Origin of the sequence: Bacillus subtilis subsp. subtilis str. 168 (genome assembly GCF_000009045.1) — a bacterium.
In the GTDB taxonomy this organism is placed as follows: Bacteria; Bacillota; Bacilli; order Bacillales; family Bacillaceae; genus Bacillus; species Bacillus subtilis.
This window is the reverse complement of sequence record NC_000964.3, coordinates 1,792,806-1,813,918: the sequence shown is the minus strand read 5'-3', so window position 1 is coordinate 1,813,918 and position 21,113 is coordinate 1,792,806. Positions and strand designations below refer to the sequence as shown.

Annotated in this window: 2 protein-coding genes (1 of these 2 only partly in view); both read right to left on the bottom strand. The window is 46.5% G+C overall.

The window, feature by feature from the left end:
• Positions 1-5,998: the beginning of a polyketide synthase of type I (bacillaene synthesis) gene (gene pksL / locus BSU_17190; RefSeq protein ID NP_389600.3), read on the bottom strand. 7,619 nt of this gene lie to the left of the window's left edge; 5,998 of the gene's 13,617 nt are visible here — the first part of the coding sequence; the start codon lies at positions 5,996-5,998; its stop codon lies off the left edge, out of view.
• Positions 5,982-21,113, bottom strand: coding sequence for a polyketide synthase of type I involved in nonribosomal synthesis of bacillaene (pksJ, locus tag BSU_17180; RefSeq protein ID NP_389598.3), 15,132 nt, complete (start codon positions 21,111-21,113; stop codon positions 5,982-5,984). The genes pksL and pksJ overlap by 17 nt, the downstream gene beginning before the upstream one ends.

Below are 21,113 nucleotides of genomic sequence, written 5' to 3'. Positions count from 1 at the left end.
ACTGCGGGTCAAACTTGTCTACATCCTTCATGAAGCCGCCCCACTTGCTGTAGGTTTTTCCAGGCTTGTCTTTATCTTCGTCATAATAAAGACTGTGATCCCAGCGGTCTGCAGGAATTTCCGTAATACAGTCTCGCCCGTCCCTCAGTTTTTCCCATAATTCATCAATGTTGTCTGCCTGCGGATAGCGACCTGAGATACCGATGATCGCAATTTCTTCCGTTTCCTTCTCTCTTACCTGCTTCTGCTCTTTATCTTGCAAAGGAAGAAATCCAGACTTTCTTGGGATAACTGGGATTTCTTGTTTTTCAGGTTCTGATTTTCTTTCAACAGAAGGTTTTCCCGTTTCAAATCCCAAGATGTCCAGCAGTTTTTCTCTGCGGGAATCAATAAAATACCGGGTTAATGACCGAATATCCTGGTATTCAAAGAACAGCGTCTTGGACAAAGATCCGAATACTTTTTCTAATTGACCCGTTACATGCATGATCATGATAGAATCGATCCCGTAATCCTCGAGAGGAGCTTCAGCATCAATCTGGCCAGCTGGCAGCTTAATCACCGAAGAAAGCACCTGTTTAAAATAGTTCTCCGCTTTTTCTCTTAGTATCTCTTCATCAATTTCCCCGATCATGTCTGCTTTTTCTGCCTCCTGATTGAGACTGCTTTTTTTGATATTGTGAGATTGGCCTTTGCCATGTCCCGTTTCATGTAAAAATGCACGAATCCGATCAGTAACACCGGAAGCAACTAACACTTGCGGCTTTCCTGACGTCCAGCCATGATATAGCGCCTGAATCCCACGATCTGTTTCCATGGCCACCATGCCTGTTTCTCTTTTCAGCATCCTTGCAGTTTCCGCATCAATTTGCATGCCCCCGTCTTTCCACAGCGGCCAGCACACTGAAAGAGTTTTTCCGTAACGCTTATGCAGCTCTGCTTGGCCATTTCGATATTCGCTGAATGCATTCATAAATGCATTGGCCATTGCGTAATCAGCCTGTCCCGCGCTTCCTACTGCTCCGGCACCTGAGGAAAAAAGGATAAAGAAATCGAGCGGAATATCTTTCGTTGCTTCGTCAAGGTGAATCAGTCCTGCTACCTTTGGAGCAAGAACGGTTTGAACCTCTTCTTTCTTTTTCTTCATAATGAAATTATCTTTTATTAAACCGGCGCTATGAATGATGCCATCTAAGTCTCCGTAAACGTTTTGGGTTTCTTTTAATAAGGCATCAACCGTTTGTTTGTCAGCCAGATCAGCTTGTCTGTAAATCGCTTGGATGCCAAGTTTCTGTAAGGCTTTAAGCTTCTTCTTCTTCCTTTCATCAAGCGGAGAGCGTCCTGTCAGGATCACAACCGCATCATTCGTTTGGTTTGCGATTTCAGTTGCAAAGATGAATCCCAGACCGCCCGCACCGCCTGTGATCAGATACACGCCTTTATCCTTCCATGGCATGTCAGCACTTAGGTGCTCACCAGACACTTCTTTCCACTTGCTTACAAATCGCTTCCCTTGCCAGTGGCGGATATGCGTGTCACGCGGATAGCGTCTGTTTTCCTCCAATATTTCGAATAGCTCACCAGCTGACATCCCGGTTTCTATTTCGATCAACTGTCCTGTCAGTTTTGGATTTTCCAGTTCAGCCGTTTTGAGCAATCCAGTTAAGCCGCTTAATAGCTGAGGCTCGTCCAACGCAGGCACCGCCACTTGAATGAATGTATGTCCTCCTGTTTTTGAGTGCATTAGCTGTTTGATTTCTTCAAATAACTGTATGGCATAACCTTCAAACCGTTCATCAATTGTCTCTGTATCATGCTGCAGAACTGTACAGTCAAGATGATTTTGGAGGCTTTCCATTTGTTCTCCAACATCACAGACAACGACTTTATACGTGTCGTACTCTATGAGCTCTTGCCTCTCTGCAGCACGTTCTTCCCAAATATGTTCGAACAATAGCGTGTCATTCGCTTCAGAAGGACCTTCTTGATCTGTTTCTAACACTCTTGCAGAATAGCTCGTCAATCGCACGCAAACCTGGCCCTCTTCATTGCATAAATCGATATCAAGCTTCTGCATACGATCCCCAGCTGTACTGCCCTCGCTATATGTGATCCGCGCCCACATAGATGCCTCGCAGCCTTTGAAGATTCGGACATCCTGTATGGCAAAAGGCAGCATTGCCTTTCTGTCTTCTAAACTCGTAGCTCCTCCCAGCCTCAAACCGATAGATGCTTGAAATGCCGAATCTATCATGCTCGGATGCAGAATATAATGGTCTTCTGTATCAGAGATTACAGGAGGCATCGTCAATTTCACTAGAACTCCGTTTTCGCCGGCATATAGGCTGTCGATCGCTCTGTGGCTGTCACCATAATGAATACCCATTTCTGTATAAGCCTCGTAGCAATCAAAAGGTGACAGCGTCCGGCCATTATAGCTTGCCTTCAATTCTTCAATGTTGATAACCGGATTTTCACCAGCCTCACAAAGCACTGCACTCCCTTGCCCATATACAATCGGCGACTCCTCTGCGCTTTCAGGGTCCCGGCAGATTTCAAATGTAATCTCACCATTTTCCTCAGGATATAGACGTACATCTATATCTTTCTGCTGTTCCGTGACGGCGAACGGCCGGACCCAGACGATATTCCGGAGCCGGAATCCTGTCGGGAACTGATCCGCAGCTGCCCTTTCCACAGCTGCCCGAACCATCTCCAATAAAGCTGCGCCAGGTAAAACGTGTTCGCCCTTTATGACATGATCCTTCAAGAAAAATTCACGTCCTGTAAACGCTGAACGGAAGCGGACACCCGATATGTCGGACACATTTTGATGCAGAAGAGGATGCAGGATGTGCCGCTCCTGTTTTGAACGATCAGTCTTTTTCTCCGCTTTCGGCACCCAATAACGCACCCTCTCAAATGGGTAAGTCGGCAGGCTGATCCGCTTTGGTTTGCTTCCCTCGTAAAGCAGCTTCCAGTCAACACCAGATCCGTTCGCCCACTGCTCCGCAATCTGATCGAGTTTTCTTTGCTCCAGCAATTTATGTACCGATTCGGCGGGACGCGATGGTTCGCTTCCTCTTGACACGCGGCCCTTCCAGCAATGCTGAATGGCTTTTCGTCCTTCTATAAAAGCCTTCAATTGGTCGCTCAATTCTTGAATTCCGGATGCTAAGAAAGAAACCCGTTCTTCCATCGGTTCACGGCCTACCTGCAATGTATACGCCAAATCTCTAATCTGAATCCCATCATGAAGAAAATCCAAGAGACGTTTTGCATATACACGGAGACGTTCTTGATTACGGGCAGAAAGCGGAATAACTGCGGATATGTCAGAATCTGAGGACAAAGAAACGTCCTGCTCCGCTGCTTGAGGAATATGTTCCTCAAGGATAATATGTGCGTTTGAACCTGTTGCGCCAAAAGAACTGATCCCCGCCCGTCGCGGATAAGGGACGTCTTCCCCATTCTCCTTGATAACAGGCTGCTTCCACGTTTCTGTTTCATGCTGTACATAAAATGGAGACTTTTCAAAATCAACGTACGGATTCAGTTCTTCCGAATGCAAAGAAGGCACAAGTTTTTGATGGTGAAGCTGAAGAGCAACCTTGCTTAAACCGCTGATCCCCGCGGCGGATTCGGCGTGCCCAATGTTTGACTTTACAGAACCGATTGAACAGAACTGCCGATCCTGCGTATATTGGCGGAACGCTTTCACTAATCCCTGTATTTCGATCGGATCTCCTAAGGACGTGCCGGTTCCATGGGCTTCCACATAACTGATCGTCCGCGGATCGATTCCCGTTTTCTCCAAGCATGTCTCAATCAGATCAGCTTGGGAAACAGGGCTCGGCACTGAAATGCCGCTTACAGTGCCCACATGATTCACAGCACTTCCTTTAATAACTGCATAAATGCGATCTCCGTCTTCCTCTGCCTGGCGCAAAGGCTTTAATAAAACCGCGCCTATACCCTCTGCAGGCACATAACCGTCTCCATCCTTTCCAAACGTACGGCAGTGTCCGTCAGTGGAAAACATATCCCAGACCCCGTATGTCATATATTTATTCGGGTGCAAAGACAGGTTCACTCCGCCTGCTAACGCAACATCGCACTCACCGTGACGTATGCTTTCCAACGCCAAGTGCACTGCGGTCAAAGAGGATGAACATACCGTATCGACAGCCATACTCGGACCGTGGAAATTACAAAAGTAAGAAACACGGTTGGCGATTTGCGCATAGTTGAGCGAAAGAGGAAACACATTTTCTGCTGATGCTTCTTCAGCTCCGACTAATGTATAATCCTTGTGCATGACGCCTGCAAAAACTCCTACATGCTGCCTTTTATTTCGTCCTTTAGGCTTGGCCAACGTCTTTGGCGTATAGCCCGCATCTTCAATCGTTTCCCAGCATGTTTCTAAAAACAGCCGCTCTTGAGGGTCCATTGTCTCCGCTTCTCTTGGCGTGATTCTGAAAAATTGGGGATCGAAGCAGTCGGGATCATCAATAAATCCTCCCCATTTGGAAATGTCCTTACCCGAAGGAGATGTGATTCCTTCAAGTCGCTGCCAATCCCAGCGCGACTCAGGAATCTCACTAACGCAGTCCTTACCCTCTTTCAGATTGTTCCAAAATTCATGAATATTGGCTGCCTTCGGATACCTGCCCGCCAAGCCGATAATCGCAATATCGCCTGCTGCCTCAATAGGTGCAGGACGAGAGCCTTCAACAGTCTTATGGTCGTTTATGCTGTCGGAAACGCGTGCTCTTTCATTCTGGCCAAGAGAACCAGCGGCACTAAAATGCTCAGCATATTCCTCGGCAAGAAACGCTGACAGTTCCGCTATGGTGGTATGCTCAAACAGAAGAGTCGGCGAAAGGCTCTCACCGATCTTATCACTGATCGTTTCTACCACCTCAAGCAAGCCCGATGAATTCAGTCCCATTTGGTAATAACCGACCTGTTTTTCAACTTGTTCTACCGGCTTATTGATTTTCTCTGCGATTAATTGGCTTACGAACTGTTCAGCCTCACTATAGGAATTAACGGGAGAAGATACCATGTCAGCAGGTTTATCACGCTCAGCAGTGTCCGCTCTTGTCATCTGTGTCTCCTGTGCATCTTGATGTTTTCCGCTAATCAGCTCCGCTTCTCGCACCAATTTGCTTGTAAAGTTTTTCAACTCAGCCACTTTTTCTCCCGACGCATTAAAAAATTCAAGTGTTACATAAATCAGCTCTTTTTCCCGCCGGACGGAGGAGCGCTTAATTCTTGTCATGCAATCCGTTTGCAAAAGTGCAGAAGCGGAAAAGGATTCATAGAACAGAGGCAAATACAGCCTCTGTTCTCCTTTAAGCAAAGATGTGAGCAAATGATTGGCACCCACCCCGCTCCCGTCTATGAGAGTCGGGTGAAACATAAAGCCTTCTGCGTGAAGCATGGCCTCCGAACCGAGAGAAAGCTCAAGAAGGACGCCGTCTTCCTCTTCATAGATGCAGCCTTTTGCTTTCATATATTCGCTGTGCACCAATTCCTGACGTCTGCATTGTTCATATACATCATCAAGCTGAACAACGTTCTGTGCAGATGCTTTGATTTGACTGAGATCCAGTGTTTCTTCAAATATGGCTGGGGAGTCTGCGTGCATGTCAGCCTTCATATAGAGCTTTTCTTCTGAAGCTTCTTTCCCATCACGTTTTTCAATTCCCTTGGCTGTGATTTGCCACTGTCCTTCTTTTTTCTCCGCGCATTGGATATTCAAAACAATTACTGCATCCTGTTCCGCCGTCAATGGCTGATAGATGGATAAATTCCGCAGCTGAAGCTCTGAGCAGGAGAAACCGTGTTCTCTGAATATCTGGTAGATTATATCGATATAAGCCAATCCCGGCAGGACATTTTGTCCGTAAACCACATGGTGATAAATAAACGGATTTTTTAACGATAATGTGAGTTGTTTCGTTATCTTTTTCACGTTAGACCTCCACCTCATAAGTATCCCATATGTTTGCCGCAGTCATTTTTGAAGTCTCCGCTTCCAGCTTTGGCTCGCCTGGCGAAAGCATTCGTTTCTTTAATTGAGGAGGCGATATTGGACTGCGCTTGATGGCGTGTTTTTCATCTTTTTCCCACGCCTCTACGATGACATGGGCATTCGTCCCCCCATCGGCAAAGCAGTTAATAGCCGCAGTAGGCTGCGAATCTGTCCATTTTTCCAGGGCTCGGCTGAACGTGATGTTCGCTTTCTGTTGATCGAAATGCGCCATCTCTTTTTCACCTGATAAAAATGGGACAAAGCGGCGCTCTTTCAGCATCAGCACAACCTTAATGAAGCTGGCGATCCCTTCAGCACATAGCGGATGCCCGATGTTCGGCTTGATTGAGCCAAGAGAAAGAGGCGATGAGTGCCCAGAACGGTACACTGATTGGATCGCTTTTAGCTCAAGGAGATCGGTTACGATTGAACCTGACCCGTTTGCCTCAAGGTAGCTGATGTCCTCTGGTTTTTTTCCGCTTTTGAAAAGCGCATCTTTCATGACTTCCTTTTGTGCCTCAAGATTAGGTGTTGCAGGTCCCGCCGTTCTTCCGTCGTTATTGACCGAGGCCGCTTTGACGACAGCATATATGATATCTCCGTCTTCCAGTGCCTGTTTTACGGTTTTTAGCATGACCATTCCGACGCCTTCACCTAACACAACTCCGTCAGCACGCTCATCAAACACATGGAAGGATGAATGCTTGCTTAAAATGCCGCGCCGGTCAAACAGCCTGTGAGACGCATCTGAGCTCAGCAAGCTGACACCGCCGACTATGGCGGATTGAATATCTCCGCCACGCAGCGCCTGAATGGCCATATTCATGCCGACCAAAGCTGACGAGCATGCAGTGTCAACTACAACACTTGGACCGCGGACATCAAAAAATTGTGAAAGATTAGCGGCTAAATAATTTTGGCCGACTGTCACGATCGGATTCTTGGCATGATCAAGGCTGTCTTCATCAGGTTTGTGCTGGCTTCTGCCTCCGATATAAACACCGACGGGCTTGCCCTTTATTTCCTCAGGTGTATAACCGGCGTGATACAAGAGCTTCAGACACTCTTCCAACACGAGCAGTGCTTGCGGATCCATCGCCCTTACGTCTTCTTCGTGAAGCAAAAAGAAATCAGGATCAAAATAGCTGACGCCATCAATCACGCCGGCATAATATGGCGTCTTACAGCCCCAACGCTCTGCCGGAATCGGGCCGATTGACGAACGCCCCTCGGATAGTAACGACCAATATGACTCCAATGTCTCTGCCCCAGGGAATCGGCAAGAGAGTCCGACAACGGCAATACCTTCTGCATGAGAGTCCGGTGACAAAATCGCTGGCGCCTGAATCTGAGGTGTAAGAGCTCGATCCTTCCCAGGAACAGATGCCTCCGCCTCTATTTTGTTCTCCAAAGGTGCTGATGCATCCGATATCCTGCCTCCGAATAAAGCGGACAGCCTTTCGGAATAAGAACCGATCAGCCAATCTGCGAACCTTTGAATTGTCGGGTATTCATATAGAATCGATGGATCGAGCGCTGCCTCTAATTTGCGGTTTATACGCTGGAGCACCTGTGCCAAAATGATCGAATCCACGCCATAATCCTGAAACAACCCGTCAATCTCGAAGTCTTCACGATCTATTCTCAGCTCTTCGGTAAACAGATCAATAAGCCAGGACTGTGTTTCAGATAATAATCCATCACATTTGGAAACTTCATCGGCCTCTTCAATGTCTCTGGCTGGCGGGCTCTGTAAAGCAGCTTCCTGCAAACCGCCCTCATGCGGTTTCCTCCTCTTCATCAGCAGTTCCGGCTCCCAGTTTGTTTGATTCGCCATTGCAGGGAGAACAACCGGTCCGAACTTTTTCGATACAATTTGATCTAGAAAACGTAAGCCTTCTGAATTCGTAATGCTCAACAAGCCGCTGTCCCGATACGCTTGATTTGTCACTTCACCCATACCGGTTTCTTTCCAGTTCGGCCACTGAACACTGATGATCGGCGCATGTTTCTGATGTGCTTCTGCAAAATAATCCATATAGCTATTGGCCATCGCATAGTCAGCTTGTCCCGCCGAAAGCTCCGGAATAATGGCTGAAACAGAAGAAAATAAGACAAAAAACTGTAAAGGCTCGTTACACACATGGCGATATAACGTTGTAAGACCTGACACCTTAGGTTCCAGCACCCGCTGGATATCATCCGAAGTTTTTCGGATAAATGCCAGCGTATCCATATCCGTCAGACCTGCACAATGAATGACACCGCCAATCGGTCCTAATGTTCGCTTGATATGTTGCAGCGTTTGCTCAACCTGAGCATCATCAGATAACGTCAGCGACAGCATCTCCACCTGTACACCCTTCGCTTCCAGCTCCCGCACTGCCTGGATTTTCTCTGCCAATGATGTGTTTGATGTCTTAAAACGAGCCCACTCCTCTCGCGGAGGAAGCTGTTCTCGTCCGGTCAGCACCAGTTTTTTCACTCCATAGCACTCTGCAAAATGACGGGCGCATAATAGTCCGATGCCTCGTGTGCCGCCTGTAATGAGAAGTACATGATCTTTCGGGAAGACCGCGCTCTGTTCCGTGGCCTTACCTGTTTCCGGATGAGCTTTTAGAAAAGCTTGATACCGTAAACCATCCCTGTAGCAAACCTCCGCATCATAAGAATCGGAATAAAACTCATCAGCGATCAACTTCGCGAGACGGCGATGATCAGTAACCTCCTCAGCATCCATATGCCTTGATATAAGATGGCTGTACTCGCATTGGAGCATTCGATACAACCCAGCCCGTGAGGCGCCAGCCATCCGGACAGATGTGTTTTGAAACGATTCGAGCCCCTTCGTCACACAAAGCAGCCTGAGCCCCTCTTTATGCCCGAATTCAACCAGTCTTTGCACCCATTCAATCCAATCCAGCCGGCCCTCATCATCCCAACCGCATCCGATGACATCCACTAGGCCGTCAAACTCTTTCCAATCAATGTCTGACTGATCATTTTCTATCCGGCTCACATCTATTAAGAGATGATTCGGAAAATACGAAGACACTTCTGCTGCTAAATCTGCTGTCTCTTGACAGCACAGGATGGCAACAGTTCTTGTCCCCGGCACTGCTGATCCAATTGGACTCAAACTCCATTGTTTCGTCAAAAAGCATGCGGCGCGATCTTCAATCGCATTAACCAGTTCTTTTTTGTCTCTTTCTGAATGTTCCTTTGCCGGCACCCAATAGTGATCCTTCGCAAACGGATATGAAGGGAGGCTGATCAGGCGCGGTTTGGTCTCTCCGTATAATGTGTTCCACTGGATTGAGACCCCTTTGACCCATAAATCAGCAAGTTTGGCGTATTTTCTTTTTCTGATCCAAGCATCAAGTGCCAACGCCATATCTTCATCTGCTGTAAAAATAGTCTGGGTCTCTTTATTTCGATGAGACTGTCCCCGGAAAAATTCGTCTGTTTCTTCCTTACCGTCAACAAACGCCTGCAGTTTCTCTTCAAGCTCCTGCATTGTCCCCGCAACACACGCCAGACGCTCATCCATTTCTTCGCGCCCGACCTGCAGGGTGTAAGCGATGCGGTGCAAATCCTGATCAGTATATTTTTTATTGCGAATCACCTCAAGCAATTGCGAAGCACGATCTATCAGCCTGCTTTTATTTTTAGCCGACAGCACAATTACGTTTGGCTGTTCTGTAGCCGTGTGTTCTGAATTGGCTTTTGGCATATATTCTTCAATCACAATATGCGCGTTTACTCCGCCAATCCCAAACGAACTGATTCCGGCACGGCGCGGAAGCTCGTTTCCGTCACGATCTGTGACAGACTTCCATTCCTGTTTTTCCTGAACGATGTAAAACGGACTGTCAGTCAGCTGAAGATAAGGATTAAGCGTCTCGCAATGCAGGCTTTTCACTAACGTTTTATGCTTCATTTGCAAAAGCACCTTGATCAAACCGGAAATACCGGCTGCTAGCTCTAAATGACCGATATTGCTTTTAACTGAGCCGATGCCGCAACGGTGATCCGGAACATCCGGCTGGCTCTCGCCTCTCATATTGGATAGTTCCTTAAACGCGGCTTTCAGCCCATTTATTTCAATCGGATCGCCCAATTCCGTCCCTGTTCCATGTGCTTCGATATATGTGACAGTGCTTGGATCTATGTCTGCTTGGCGATATGCACGCACCAACAAATCAGCTTGTGCTTTCGGATTAGGCGATGTCAGGGTATTGGCTCTTCCGCCGTGATTTTCCGCCGTGCCCCGAATAACGCCGTAAATATGATTTCCGTCGCGCTCGGCATCTTCCAGCTTTTTCAACATGACCATTCCGACCCCTTCGCCTCTGACATAGCCATTCGCATCGGCGGAGAAGGTTTTACACCTGCCGTCTGTGCTGAGCATCCCCGCCTTGCTGTAGCTAATATGCGCCTCCTCGGTTAAGATCGTATTCACGCCTCCAGCGATCGCCATCTCACAATCACCGTTTTGCATCGCAGTCACAGCACGGTGAATGGCTACAAGAGAACTGGAACAAGCCGTCTCTACTGGCTCGCTCGGACCATGAATATTTAAAAAATAACTCATTCTATTCGGGCCTACCGAAGGAATCATATGACCTGTAGCAGCATGGCCTTCAATTGGAAGATTCGCTCTATGGAATAGATCTTTATAACCGGTGTTTCCCGTACCGATAAAGATACCGGTCCCTGTACCCGAAAGGCTTTGCGGCGAGCAACCCGCATCTTCCAATGCCTTCCACACGTATGTCATTAACAAGCGCTGCTGAGGGTCTACATAATCAGCTTCTCGCGGCGAAATACCAAAAAACAACGGATCAAACTCTGCGACACCATCAATAAACCCACCCCATTTGATGTCGGTTTTATTGACGTCAGTGTCTGGGTTTCCATAATGCTCCCGCCAATCCCATCGATCTTTTGGAACTTCTGTGATGCTGTCTTTTCCTTCTTCTAGGTTTTTCCAAAATTCGTCTATATCCATAGCGCCAGGGAACCGGCCGCTGATGCCGACAATTGCAACCGGCTCAAAATCGGCAGCCTGCTTTTTGTTTCTTTCTGCTTTTGCAATAATAGGCTGTGTAAAGCGGCGCTTTCTACGTGATGTGATTTTCGGCGCTTCAGAAGATTTTGTCTGTAACTCTTCCTGCCCCTCTGGTTTTTCTCGCTCCTGAACCAGGGTGTCACCATGTTCAACGGTCAAATACTCAGCCAGGCTGTGGAGGCTTCCATATTCAAAGAAAATGGTCGGCGTTAGCTCCAACTGAAATTCTTCGTTGATCTTGTTTGTAAAGACCGTAAATGTAACTGAATCAAATCCGTATTCACTCAGCTCTGTATTGACATCAATATCTTCACTATTTACTTTTAAAATTGCACTGACCATGTTGCTTAATGATGCCTCCAGGCTGCTTAAACTGTGCACTAAGTTTGTTCTTTCATCTTTGCCTTTAGCAGTAGCATCTTGATTCCATTCGCCCTGATACGCAGCAACTACATATTCAGCCAGGCTTTGGACGCTGCCATATTCAAAGAATATGGTCGGTGTTAGCTCCAATTGAAATTTTTCGTTGATCTTGTTTGTAAAGACAGTGAATGTAACTGAGTCGAATCCGTACTCACTCAGCTCTGTGTTGACATCGATATCGTCAGTGTTTACTTTCAAAATTGCGCCAACCATTTGGATTAAGGCTGCTTCCAATTTTCTAGTTTGTCCTTGATCCTGATCCGCCTTTCTCTGATCGTTCCGCTTGGCTTTCGATCCTGCGGAAAGCAGTTTTTGCTTCATTTTCTGAAGCTGTCCTTCCATCACAAAAACTTGCGGCTTATCAGATACTATCCCTTGATAAAATGCTTTCAAGCCACTATCTGTCGGCATCGGGACCATTCCCGTCGTTTTCAGCATTCTCTTTTCATCTTCAGCGCCGACTTGCATACCGCCTTCTTCCCATAACGGCCAATTGAAGGAAATGGTGGAGCCGAATCTCTTTTTTGATGCCGCAAGAGAACGGCGGTATTCAGCAAATGCATCCATAAACGAATTGGCTGCCGCATAATCGGCTTGTCCAGCGTTTCCTAAACATCCCGAAACAGAAGAGAAGAAAATGAAAAAGTCCAATGGGAAATCCTTGCTGCATTCGTCTACATGTAACAACCCGCTCACTTTTGGCTGCAACACTTCTTGAAACTCTTCATTCGTTTTATGAATGATGAAGCGATCTTTACTGCTGCCTGCACCGTGAATAATTCCATTGAGAGTGCCATATCTTTCTTTGATTTCCTCCAAAAGATGACGAACCGCATGCTGATCACTTACATCAGCCTCTCGATAGACAACCTCCGCTCCGATGCTTCGAAGAGCCTCCAGCTCGTTTTCCTTATCCTCACTTAAAACAGATCGTCCCGTCAGCACAATAGTAGACCGGCCAGTTCGATTGGCAATTTCCTTTGCAAACAGAAGGCCTAAGCTTCCTGCTCCGCCTGTGATTAGATAAACACCCTCGTCTCTCCACGGCATGTGAAGCGTATCAGCTGAAGGAAGCACCATTTCCCTCCAGCCTTTCACAAAACGGTATCCAGCCTCATATCGAATCTGTTTGTCAAATGGTCTCCGGCTGTCGTCTTTCAGCTTGAGGTGAAGGTCTATCATCTCTTCAGGTTTCTCAATTTCGATGACCTGAGCAGTCAGTTTGCTGAACTCTATTTCTGCTGTTTTAAACAGACCGGAAACGCCGGCAAACAATTGCTTCTCTTTTTCCAGCGGAACAATCGCTTGAATGATGATACGGCCTGCAGAAAGCTTACGGACCTTGCTTTGCAGGAGTTCAAAAATGTTCTGCATGTAACATTGATAACGTTCAGCAATATGTCCTACAGCTTCGTTTAGAGTAATCACACGGGCATCTTTCATGTGGGAGGCAATGCTGTCTGTGACACTTCGTTCAGTTTCGAAGAGAACAATGATATGCTCCGTGTACGAAAGATCTTCGTCCTCTCGTTCTTCATTCTGTTTTTCCCACACCGGTTCAAGCATTAAGCGTTCGTGCCGTGTTGAAGGCTTTGAAGTATGAACCTCCCCTTCTAATACTCTCGTTGAAAATCCTTTGATCCTGACACATACGGTTCCACTCTCGTCAATGACATCGATATCCGCTTTCTGAACAACCCCTCCGGAGTGATCGCTGTCACTTAAGCGGGCATAAGCCCACATAGAAGAAGAACACCCTTTGATCACTTCAAGCTCCTCAAGCGCAAATGGCAAAATCAGCTTTTGATCCGTCAATTCCTGCATGATGCATATTGTTGCTGTCTGCAAGGCGGAATCCATGATACTTGGGTGCAGCACAAACTGTTCATTCGTTCCAGAAACGATTTCTGGAAGCTGCAGCTGCGCCAAAACCTCTCTGTTTCCTATATTCACATTCTTAATTCCTTGAAAGGCCGGACCATGGAACATTCCTCTGCTTCTGCCTTCTTCGTAAAATTGATCAGGCGACATCTTTCCTTTGCCGCAACGGCGTGACATTTCAGTGAGATCTGCGACTGGCGTTTCGGCGGCAGATGCCAGCTCCGCACTGCCTTGACTATGAATAACAGGGTCGTCCCCGTCTTCCTGTGTACTGTAAATGTCAAAGGTGATTTTTCCATCTTCTTCAGGAAAGAGACTGATATCCACTTGAGCTGAATGTCTGTCAACCACAACAGGCTGAACCCAGACTGTATGATTCAATCTGATTCTGACATCTTGGCCAATTTCACTTCCTGCCGCCTGGTTTATAGCCGCGTACGCCATTTCAAGGTACGCAACACCAGGAAGCACAGGCTTTCCTCTTACCACATGGTCTCTCAGGAAAAATTCGTCACCAGTGAAAACCGAACTGAATTTCTGTTCAGAAAAATCAGATGTATTCTGATGAAGCAATGGATGAATAGAGCCGATCCCTGTCTGATTTCCGGATATCTGCGCCACCGGTTTGCGGTCATCCTGCGACGGCCAGTATCGTTCCTTTGCAAATGGATAAGTCGGCAGACTCATTCTGTTTGGGCGCTCTCCCTTGTAAAGCTGCATCCAATCTATATGCGCTCCCTTGCTCCACATTTCTGCAAGCTTGTTTACTTTTCCTTTGGCCATCCACTTACGTATGAGTTCAGCGCTGTCCTCATCCTCCGTCAGCCATGAAACCTCTCTGGCATTGTGCTTACTTCCTTGAAAACAGCCTTCAATCGCTGTATTTCCATTGATAAAATCTGTGAGCCTCTGTTTTAACTCATTTACATGATCGGCAATAAAGACAACGCGATGCTCCATCGCTTCGCGCCCCACCTGAAGGGTATACGCAAAATCAGGCAGCTGGCTGTTCTCAAACCCTCTTCTTTCTAAATAGGCCAGAATGTCTTCTGCATACTCTTGCAGCCTCTCTTTATTTTTCGCCGAGATCGGGACGATGCAGGTTCCGTCTATCTTTCCCTTATCTGAATCCCTTTTGAATTGTTCAAAAATGGCATGGGTATTTGTCCCGCCAAGCCCGAACGAGCTAAGTGCAGCCCTGTGCGTTTTGATCTCACGGCTTAACGTTTTCTTTTGATCGACGACGTAAAAAGGAGAGCTGGCTAAGTCTGTATTTGGATTCGGCTCCTTATAATTGACACTCGGTGCAAGCTCTTGATGATAAAGACTCATCACAACCTTAATGCAGCCCGCAAGACCGGCGGCTGTATCTAAATGTCCGATATTGGTTTTCACCGACCCAATGCCGCAAAATTGCGTTTTATTTGTATATTGCCTGTAAACGTTTGTTAAAGCCGCCAGCTCGATCGGGTCCCCCAGCTTCGTTCCGGTCCCGTGTGCTTCTACATAGCAGATGGATTCAGGCTGTACCTTCGTTTGATTCATGACCTGTTGGACCACGTCAGCCTGGCCTTTAACGCTTGGAGCATAAAAGCCGACTTTGTCAGCGCCGTCGTTATTTACACCAATGCCTCTCAGCAAGGCATAGATATGATCCCCGTCCTTTACTGCATCAGCTGCTTTTTTCAGCAATACAACAGCAACGCCCTCACCGCCTATCATTCCGTCAGCTGAAGCGTCAAAAGCTTTAATATGTCCATCACTCGAAAAGTTCAGCCCAGGCTGATGCACATATCCGATATTTGACTCGGTATGCAGCGTTGCACCGCCAACTAAAGCATAATCAGATTCACCCGACAGGAGGCTCTTATAGGCAGAATGCAATCCAATCAGAGAGGATGAGCAGTTGGCATGGACAAAATAGCTTGGCCCTCTCAGCCCGAGCTTATGAGAAATCATTGTCGGAATCGTCCCGCTCTGTGCAAGCACCCACGAAACATAGCCGTCCGGCGTCTCCAGGCTCTCTGTTGTATCTGACGGCAGCAGCGCGCGATAAGAATTATTGCTTGCCGACATAAAAACACTGGTTTGCGGAATCTGCCTCGCAGCATAACCGGCATCTTCTATTGCTTTCCATGAATGAGTCAGCAGCATCCGAAGCTGAGGGTCCATAAATTCAGCGTCTTTAGGAGAGATTTGAAAGAAGCTTGGATCAAATCTGTCTTTCCCATCAATTGAAGCTTTAGCAGGGACATAGTCGGCATTCTCCGCTATCTCCTTTGAAATGCCAAAGCGCTGAAGCTCTTCTTTATTGAAAAACGCAATGCTTTCCTTGCCGTCTCTGAGGTTCTCCCAAAATTCATCATGATTTTTTGCCCCTGGAAATTCACACGATATGCCAATAATCGCCACACTATCGTCATAATAGTCCGGGAGATCACTCATCTCGGTAGACTGATCTTCTATATGAGCTGCCGGGTCTGTCGGTATATGGTCACTTGCATCGCCCATTCGCTGTTCAGTGATGTACTGGCTGATATTTTTAATCGTTGAATACTCAAACAGGTCTGTGACAGAAAACTCACAGGATAGTTCATGTTTGATACGATCAGCCACAGTGACCGCGAGAAGCGAATCCCCGCCCACATCGAAAAATCCGTCATCCCATTCAATGTCACTCGTTTTCAGCACTTCCTGCCAAATGGTAAAAACAGTATCCTGAATGTTCTTAGGAGAGGTCTGCCTTTGCTTTAGCTGCTCCCCTGATAAATCGATATTCTTAAGGCTGTTTCTATCTATCTTTCCGTTCGGAGTTAACGGCATATGATCAAGCTGAATAAAATAAGAAGGCACCATATAGGCAGGCAAAGCGTTTTTCACAAAATGACGCAGCTCTCTCGCTGTGAGAGAAGCATTTGCATGTTTAGCTGTATAATAGGCAGCTAGGTTATCCATATCTGCGACCACAACGCATTCCAGAATGCCGGGATGCTCACTAAGCCTGCTTTCAATATCACCAAGTTCAATACGGAATCCGCGGATTTTTACTTGATTATCGATGCGGCCTATATATTCAATTCGCCCTCCCGTAAGCCAACGGGCCATGTCTCCCGTTCTATAAAGCTTAGACCCAGGCTCAAAAGGGTTGTCAATGAATCTCGAATCCGTTAATTCTTCCTTTTTGTAGTAGCCCTTCGCCACACCGTCTCCTGCAATGCACAGCTCACCCGGAACACCTGCCGGCACTGGCGCGAGCTGAGAATCCGTAATATAGATTTGTGTATTGGCGATTGGCCTTCCTATCGTGGCATGAGAGCATTCAACGTTAATGCGCTGAACCGCTGACCAGATAGTTGTTTCGGTTGGCCCGAACATATTCCAGGCTTCGCTGCCCGTATCTAAGAAATATCGTTTTAATGTCTCAGGCAATGCTTCGCCACCGCATAAAATTTTCACGCTCTCTTCATTTTCCCAGCCTGAATAAAAGAGCATCTTCCACGTAGCGGGGGTTGCCTGCATCACTGTCGGTTTGATCGCGCGGATGTCCCGTTTCAGTTTTTCAACGTCTTTTGTATGCTCCGTTTGACAAATATAGCAGTGTGCGCCCTTTATTAAAGGCAAAAATAATTCCAGAGCTGCAATATCAAAACAGTAGGTTGTGACAGCAAGCATTTTATCCTCTGCCGTAAGACCTGGTGTTTCCCCCATCGAAACGAGAAAGTTTGTCAAAGCTTTATGTGGTATCATGACACCTTTTGGCTTTCCTGTGCTGCCGGATGTATAAATGACATATGCCAAGTTCTCTGGCGTGACAGTGCGTGTAAGCACTTTTCGATCAGAGGCTGTTTGAGCAATTTCATCCCAATCTTGATCTAAAAGGGCTGTTGTGACACCGTTCCAACTCAACGTATTTACTAATTCCGATGTCGTCAGTGTAATGAAAACTTCACTGTCCTCAAGCATGTATTCTAATCGTTCAGCCGGATAGGACGGGTCTAGCGGCACATACGCTCCCCCAGCCTTGAGGATCGCTAATAAACCCACTAGCATGTCCAGCGATCGATCCACATAGATCCCCGCCAGACGGTCAGGACCCACTCCATGCGCCTGCAAATAAATGGCCAGCTGTGTGCTTTTCTCATCAAGCTCCCGATACGTCAATGTTTGACCTTCATAGCTGACAGCCGCTCTATCAGGCGTCTTTTTCGCCTGCTGCTCAAACAACTCATGAAAAGTTATATATGGATACGTTTTTCCTGTGGCGTTCCATGTTTTGAGAATCATCTGCTTCTCTGCCTCAGGTAATAAAGAATACTCTTTTAAAGGCTGAGAAGGATTCAACATCGCCTGCTCTGTTACATAAACAAAATGGTCGAACATGGCGGATATAGAAGCCGCATCAAACAGCCCAGTATTGTACTTGATGTTCAGCTCCATTTTTTCTTCTGTTTCCCACAGTTCAAATACTAATTCGTATTCGCCCTCTTGGTGAATATACTCAACGAAATCGACAGAAAAGAAGTCAGCATAGCGGCTCAGCAAGCTTTGATAGCTTCCGGATTGAAGAAAATTCTGATAGAAAAAAGCGGTTTGAAATACCGGTGAACCTGCTTGACTGCGAGGAATATTCAGATCCCTCACCATTTTTGGAAAAGGATATGCTGCATGATCAAGCCCATCCAATATCGTTAATTGCAATTTTGATATAAAGCTAGAAAAAGTGTCTGCCGGGTTCAGCTCACTCCGAATCGGGAGCATATTGAGAAAATGTCCAATGGCATCATCAAATCTTTCTTCCGGCCTCACCATGGCCGGCATGCCGACGATCTGTTCTTTTTGGCCTGTGTAACGGCCAAGCAGCATCATATAGCAGCTTAAGAATACCGTCGTGACATTTACAGAATGCTCTTTCGCAAACGTTCTGACCTGATTCATGAAGCCGCTGGACAACCGCCTGGTGTATGTATCCTCTCTAAACTGAGAATCGACTGAACTTGCGCTGACATTAGGCAGCTGAAGATTCGGCAAAGTTCCCGATAGCTGTTTCTGCCAATATGTACGGTGCTTCACACCGTCTTTGCCGGCAAGCATGTTTTTCTCCCATGCCGCAAAATCATGATAAATGGCAGGAGAAACAGCTTTTTCCGGCTGCTGTCCTTTTAAAAGAAGCTGATAGGTATCAAACAGACTGCGTATAAATGTGACAGACGAAACTCCGTCAAAAATCAAATGGTGAATGACAACTAATAAAAAATGCTCTTGTTCAGATCTGGAAAAGCTCATGACACGCACTAACGGGCTGTTTTCCTTTACATACGGTTCCTTTACTTTCTTTCTAAGAAAAGCAGGAATATCAGACTCTTTCAAACTTGAGATATTTTCTGTCTTGATTTCAATTGAAAGTGCTGGCTCATTTTTAAGAAATGGCACTCCGTCTTTCTCTTGGATGACGTGCTTTAAGATTGGGTGCTGATTCAATACAAGGCCGAAAGCCTGCTGGAATGTTTCATGGTGAAGCCCTGACGAAAATTTAAAACAGAGAGGTACGTGATATGCACTTTTTTCGGGTGACATTTTTTGCAATGTCCATAATCCTTTTTGAACCTCAGAGAGAGGCTGAAAAGTTGCCTGACTCCTTTCCGGTTCGGTTTTATATGTGTCCGTGCCCTTTTTGTCAGCAGACAAGCTGCTGAGGTCTTCATGTTCTGATAGATAGCTGGCTAAGCGTTCAATTGTAGGATATTGATGTATCTCTCTAGCTGTTAGTTTGATATGATAGTTTTTCTCGATCGATCGAATGAGCTTCATCATCTTGATAGAATTCACACCAAGACTTTGGATATTTGCATTTGGCTCCACCCAATCGTGGGAAACGTGCAGCTCCTCAGTCAAACAGGTGAGCAGATGCTTCTGTATTTCTTCCCTTACTCTTTTCACCTGGTCTGCTTGCTGTATCCCCTCATCCTGGACTGCATCGTTCATCCGATTGGGTTTATGTAGCAAGTGGTCGAACTCTCCATTTTCAAATGAAGTTTTTAGCTGGGTGCGCTGGATCTTTCCGATAGCCGTTTTTGGAATCTCTTCTTTTTGTACAGGCAGCAAATATTCCGGGGTGACTCCGATCACCTGTGAGACATGGGATTGTATGTTTCTAAGAAGCTGAGACATCTGCTCATCATTTAATTTTGCGGAAGTAACAAAGAAGATAGCCAGCTGATCTGTTGAATTCTGGCCCAGACGGACAGCGCAAGCAGCAGTATAAGAAGTTTCAATTTCAGGTAATTCTTCAACTGCAGACTCAATTGCATGACTGTAATAATTAATGCCGTTAATGATAATTGCATCTTTCGTACGGCCTGTTATGGTTAAGCGCCCGTTTCGCAAAAAGCCAAGATCTCCGGTTTCAAACCAGCCGTCTTCTGTAAACACACTCTCATTCAAATCAGGCCGCTGGTAATAACCGCTAGTAACAGAAAGACCCGAGACTTGAAAACGGCCGATCTCACCCTCTTCAACCAATTCATTATGGTCATTCACAATTCTCATAGAGAAGCCGGGGATTGGAGAGCCTATTTCAACAAAATGATCATCATCACTTGTTCCAGCCCGGGTAAATTCATGAGAAAAAATAACGCCCGATGAAGTTTCGGACATTCCCCAGGCAGGTCGGATGGCGTCAGCAGGCAGTCCATGTGGTTCTAAAAGCTCAAGTATTCTACGCCCTACCTTGGCTACCATTGCTTCACCGCCATTGAGCATGTATCGCATTGAAGACAGATCCCATTTCTTATCTTTTATTTCTTCTGCAAAATCAGTAACCAGACCAAACGCAAAATTCGGCGCCCACGTAACAGAAGCTCGGTAATGATCAATCCAATCCAGCCATTTCAACGGCTCCATTAAGATCGTTTCGCTTGAGACGTTAATTTCCTGACAGCCAAGATAAACATCCCGCAAATGCAGCATTCCGATCCCTCCGACATGGTCAAACGGCATCCAGTTAAACGTAATATCCTCTCTGGTGAAGCCTTGCATTTGAATAATCCCTTTCACCATGCTCATAATGTTACGATGATTAAGCATAACTGCTTTGGGCGTTCCCGTACTGCCTGAAGTCAGCAATAAAAGCGCTAAGTCTTCAGGACTGGATTGATGCCAATCTGTGTCCGCTTCAGCGCTGAGCAGATCCTCTACAATAATTGCCCTGAACCCTTCAAGCCCTTGTTCTTTTGCCCAATCGAGCATTTCCTGATGCATCCCCCGGTCCGTAATCACCGCTGGCTTATCAAGAAGCGTCCATGCGTCTTTCAGCTTTTGAGTGCCGCTGCTCGATTCAGCATACGTTGGCGGAACGGCTAATGGAGCCGGAACAACCCCTGTTAACACACACCCCCAGAACGCAGGGAGAAGCTGTGAATTGTCACCAAGCTGCAAAATCACGCTTTGTTTTGCTTTCAGGCCTGATTGGCGAAGCCCCTTCGCAATGCGCAATCCATCATCCCATAATCGTCTGTATGATTGGTAAACTTCAGTTCCATCCGGCTGCAAATAAATGATTCCCTTTGTATCCCCAAGCTCCGTCGCCGTTCTGTATAAAACTTCAGGTATTGTTGCCGGCTGCTTTTCAGATATATGTAAAGGCTCCCCATGACTGACAGAAGGATTAGTTAATATGCGGATATTATCATTATTTCTCAT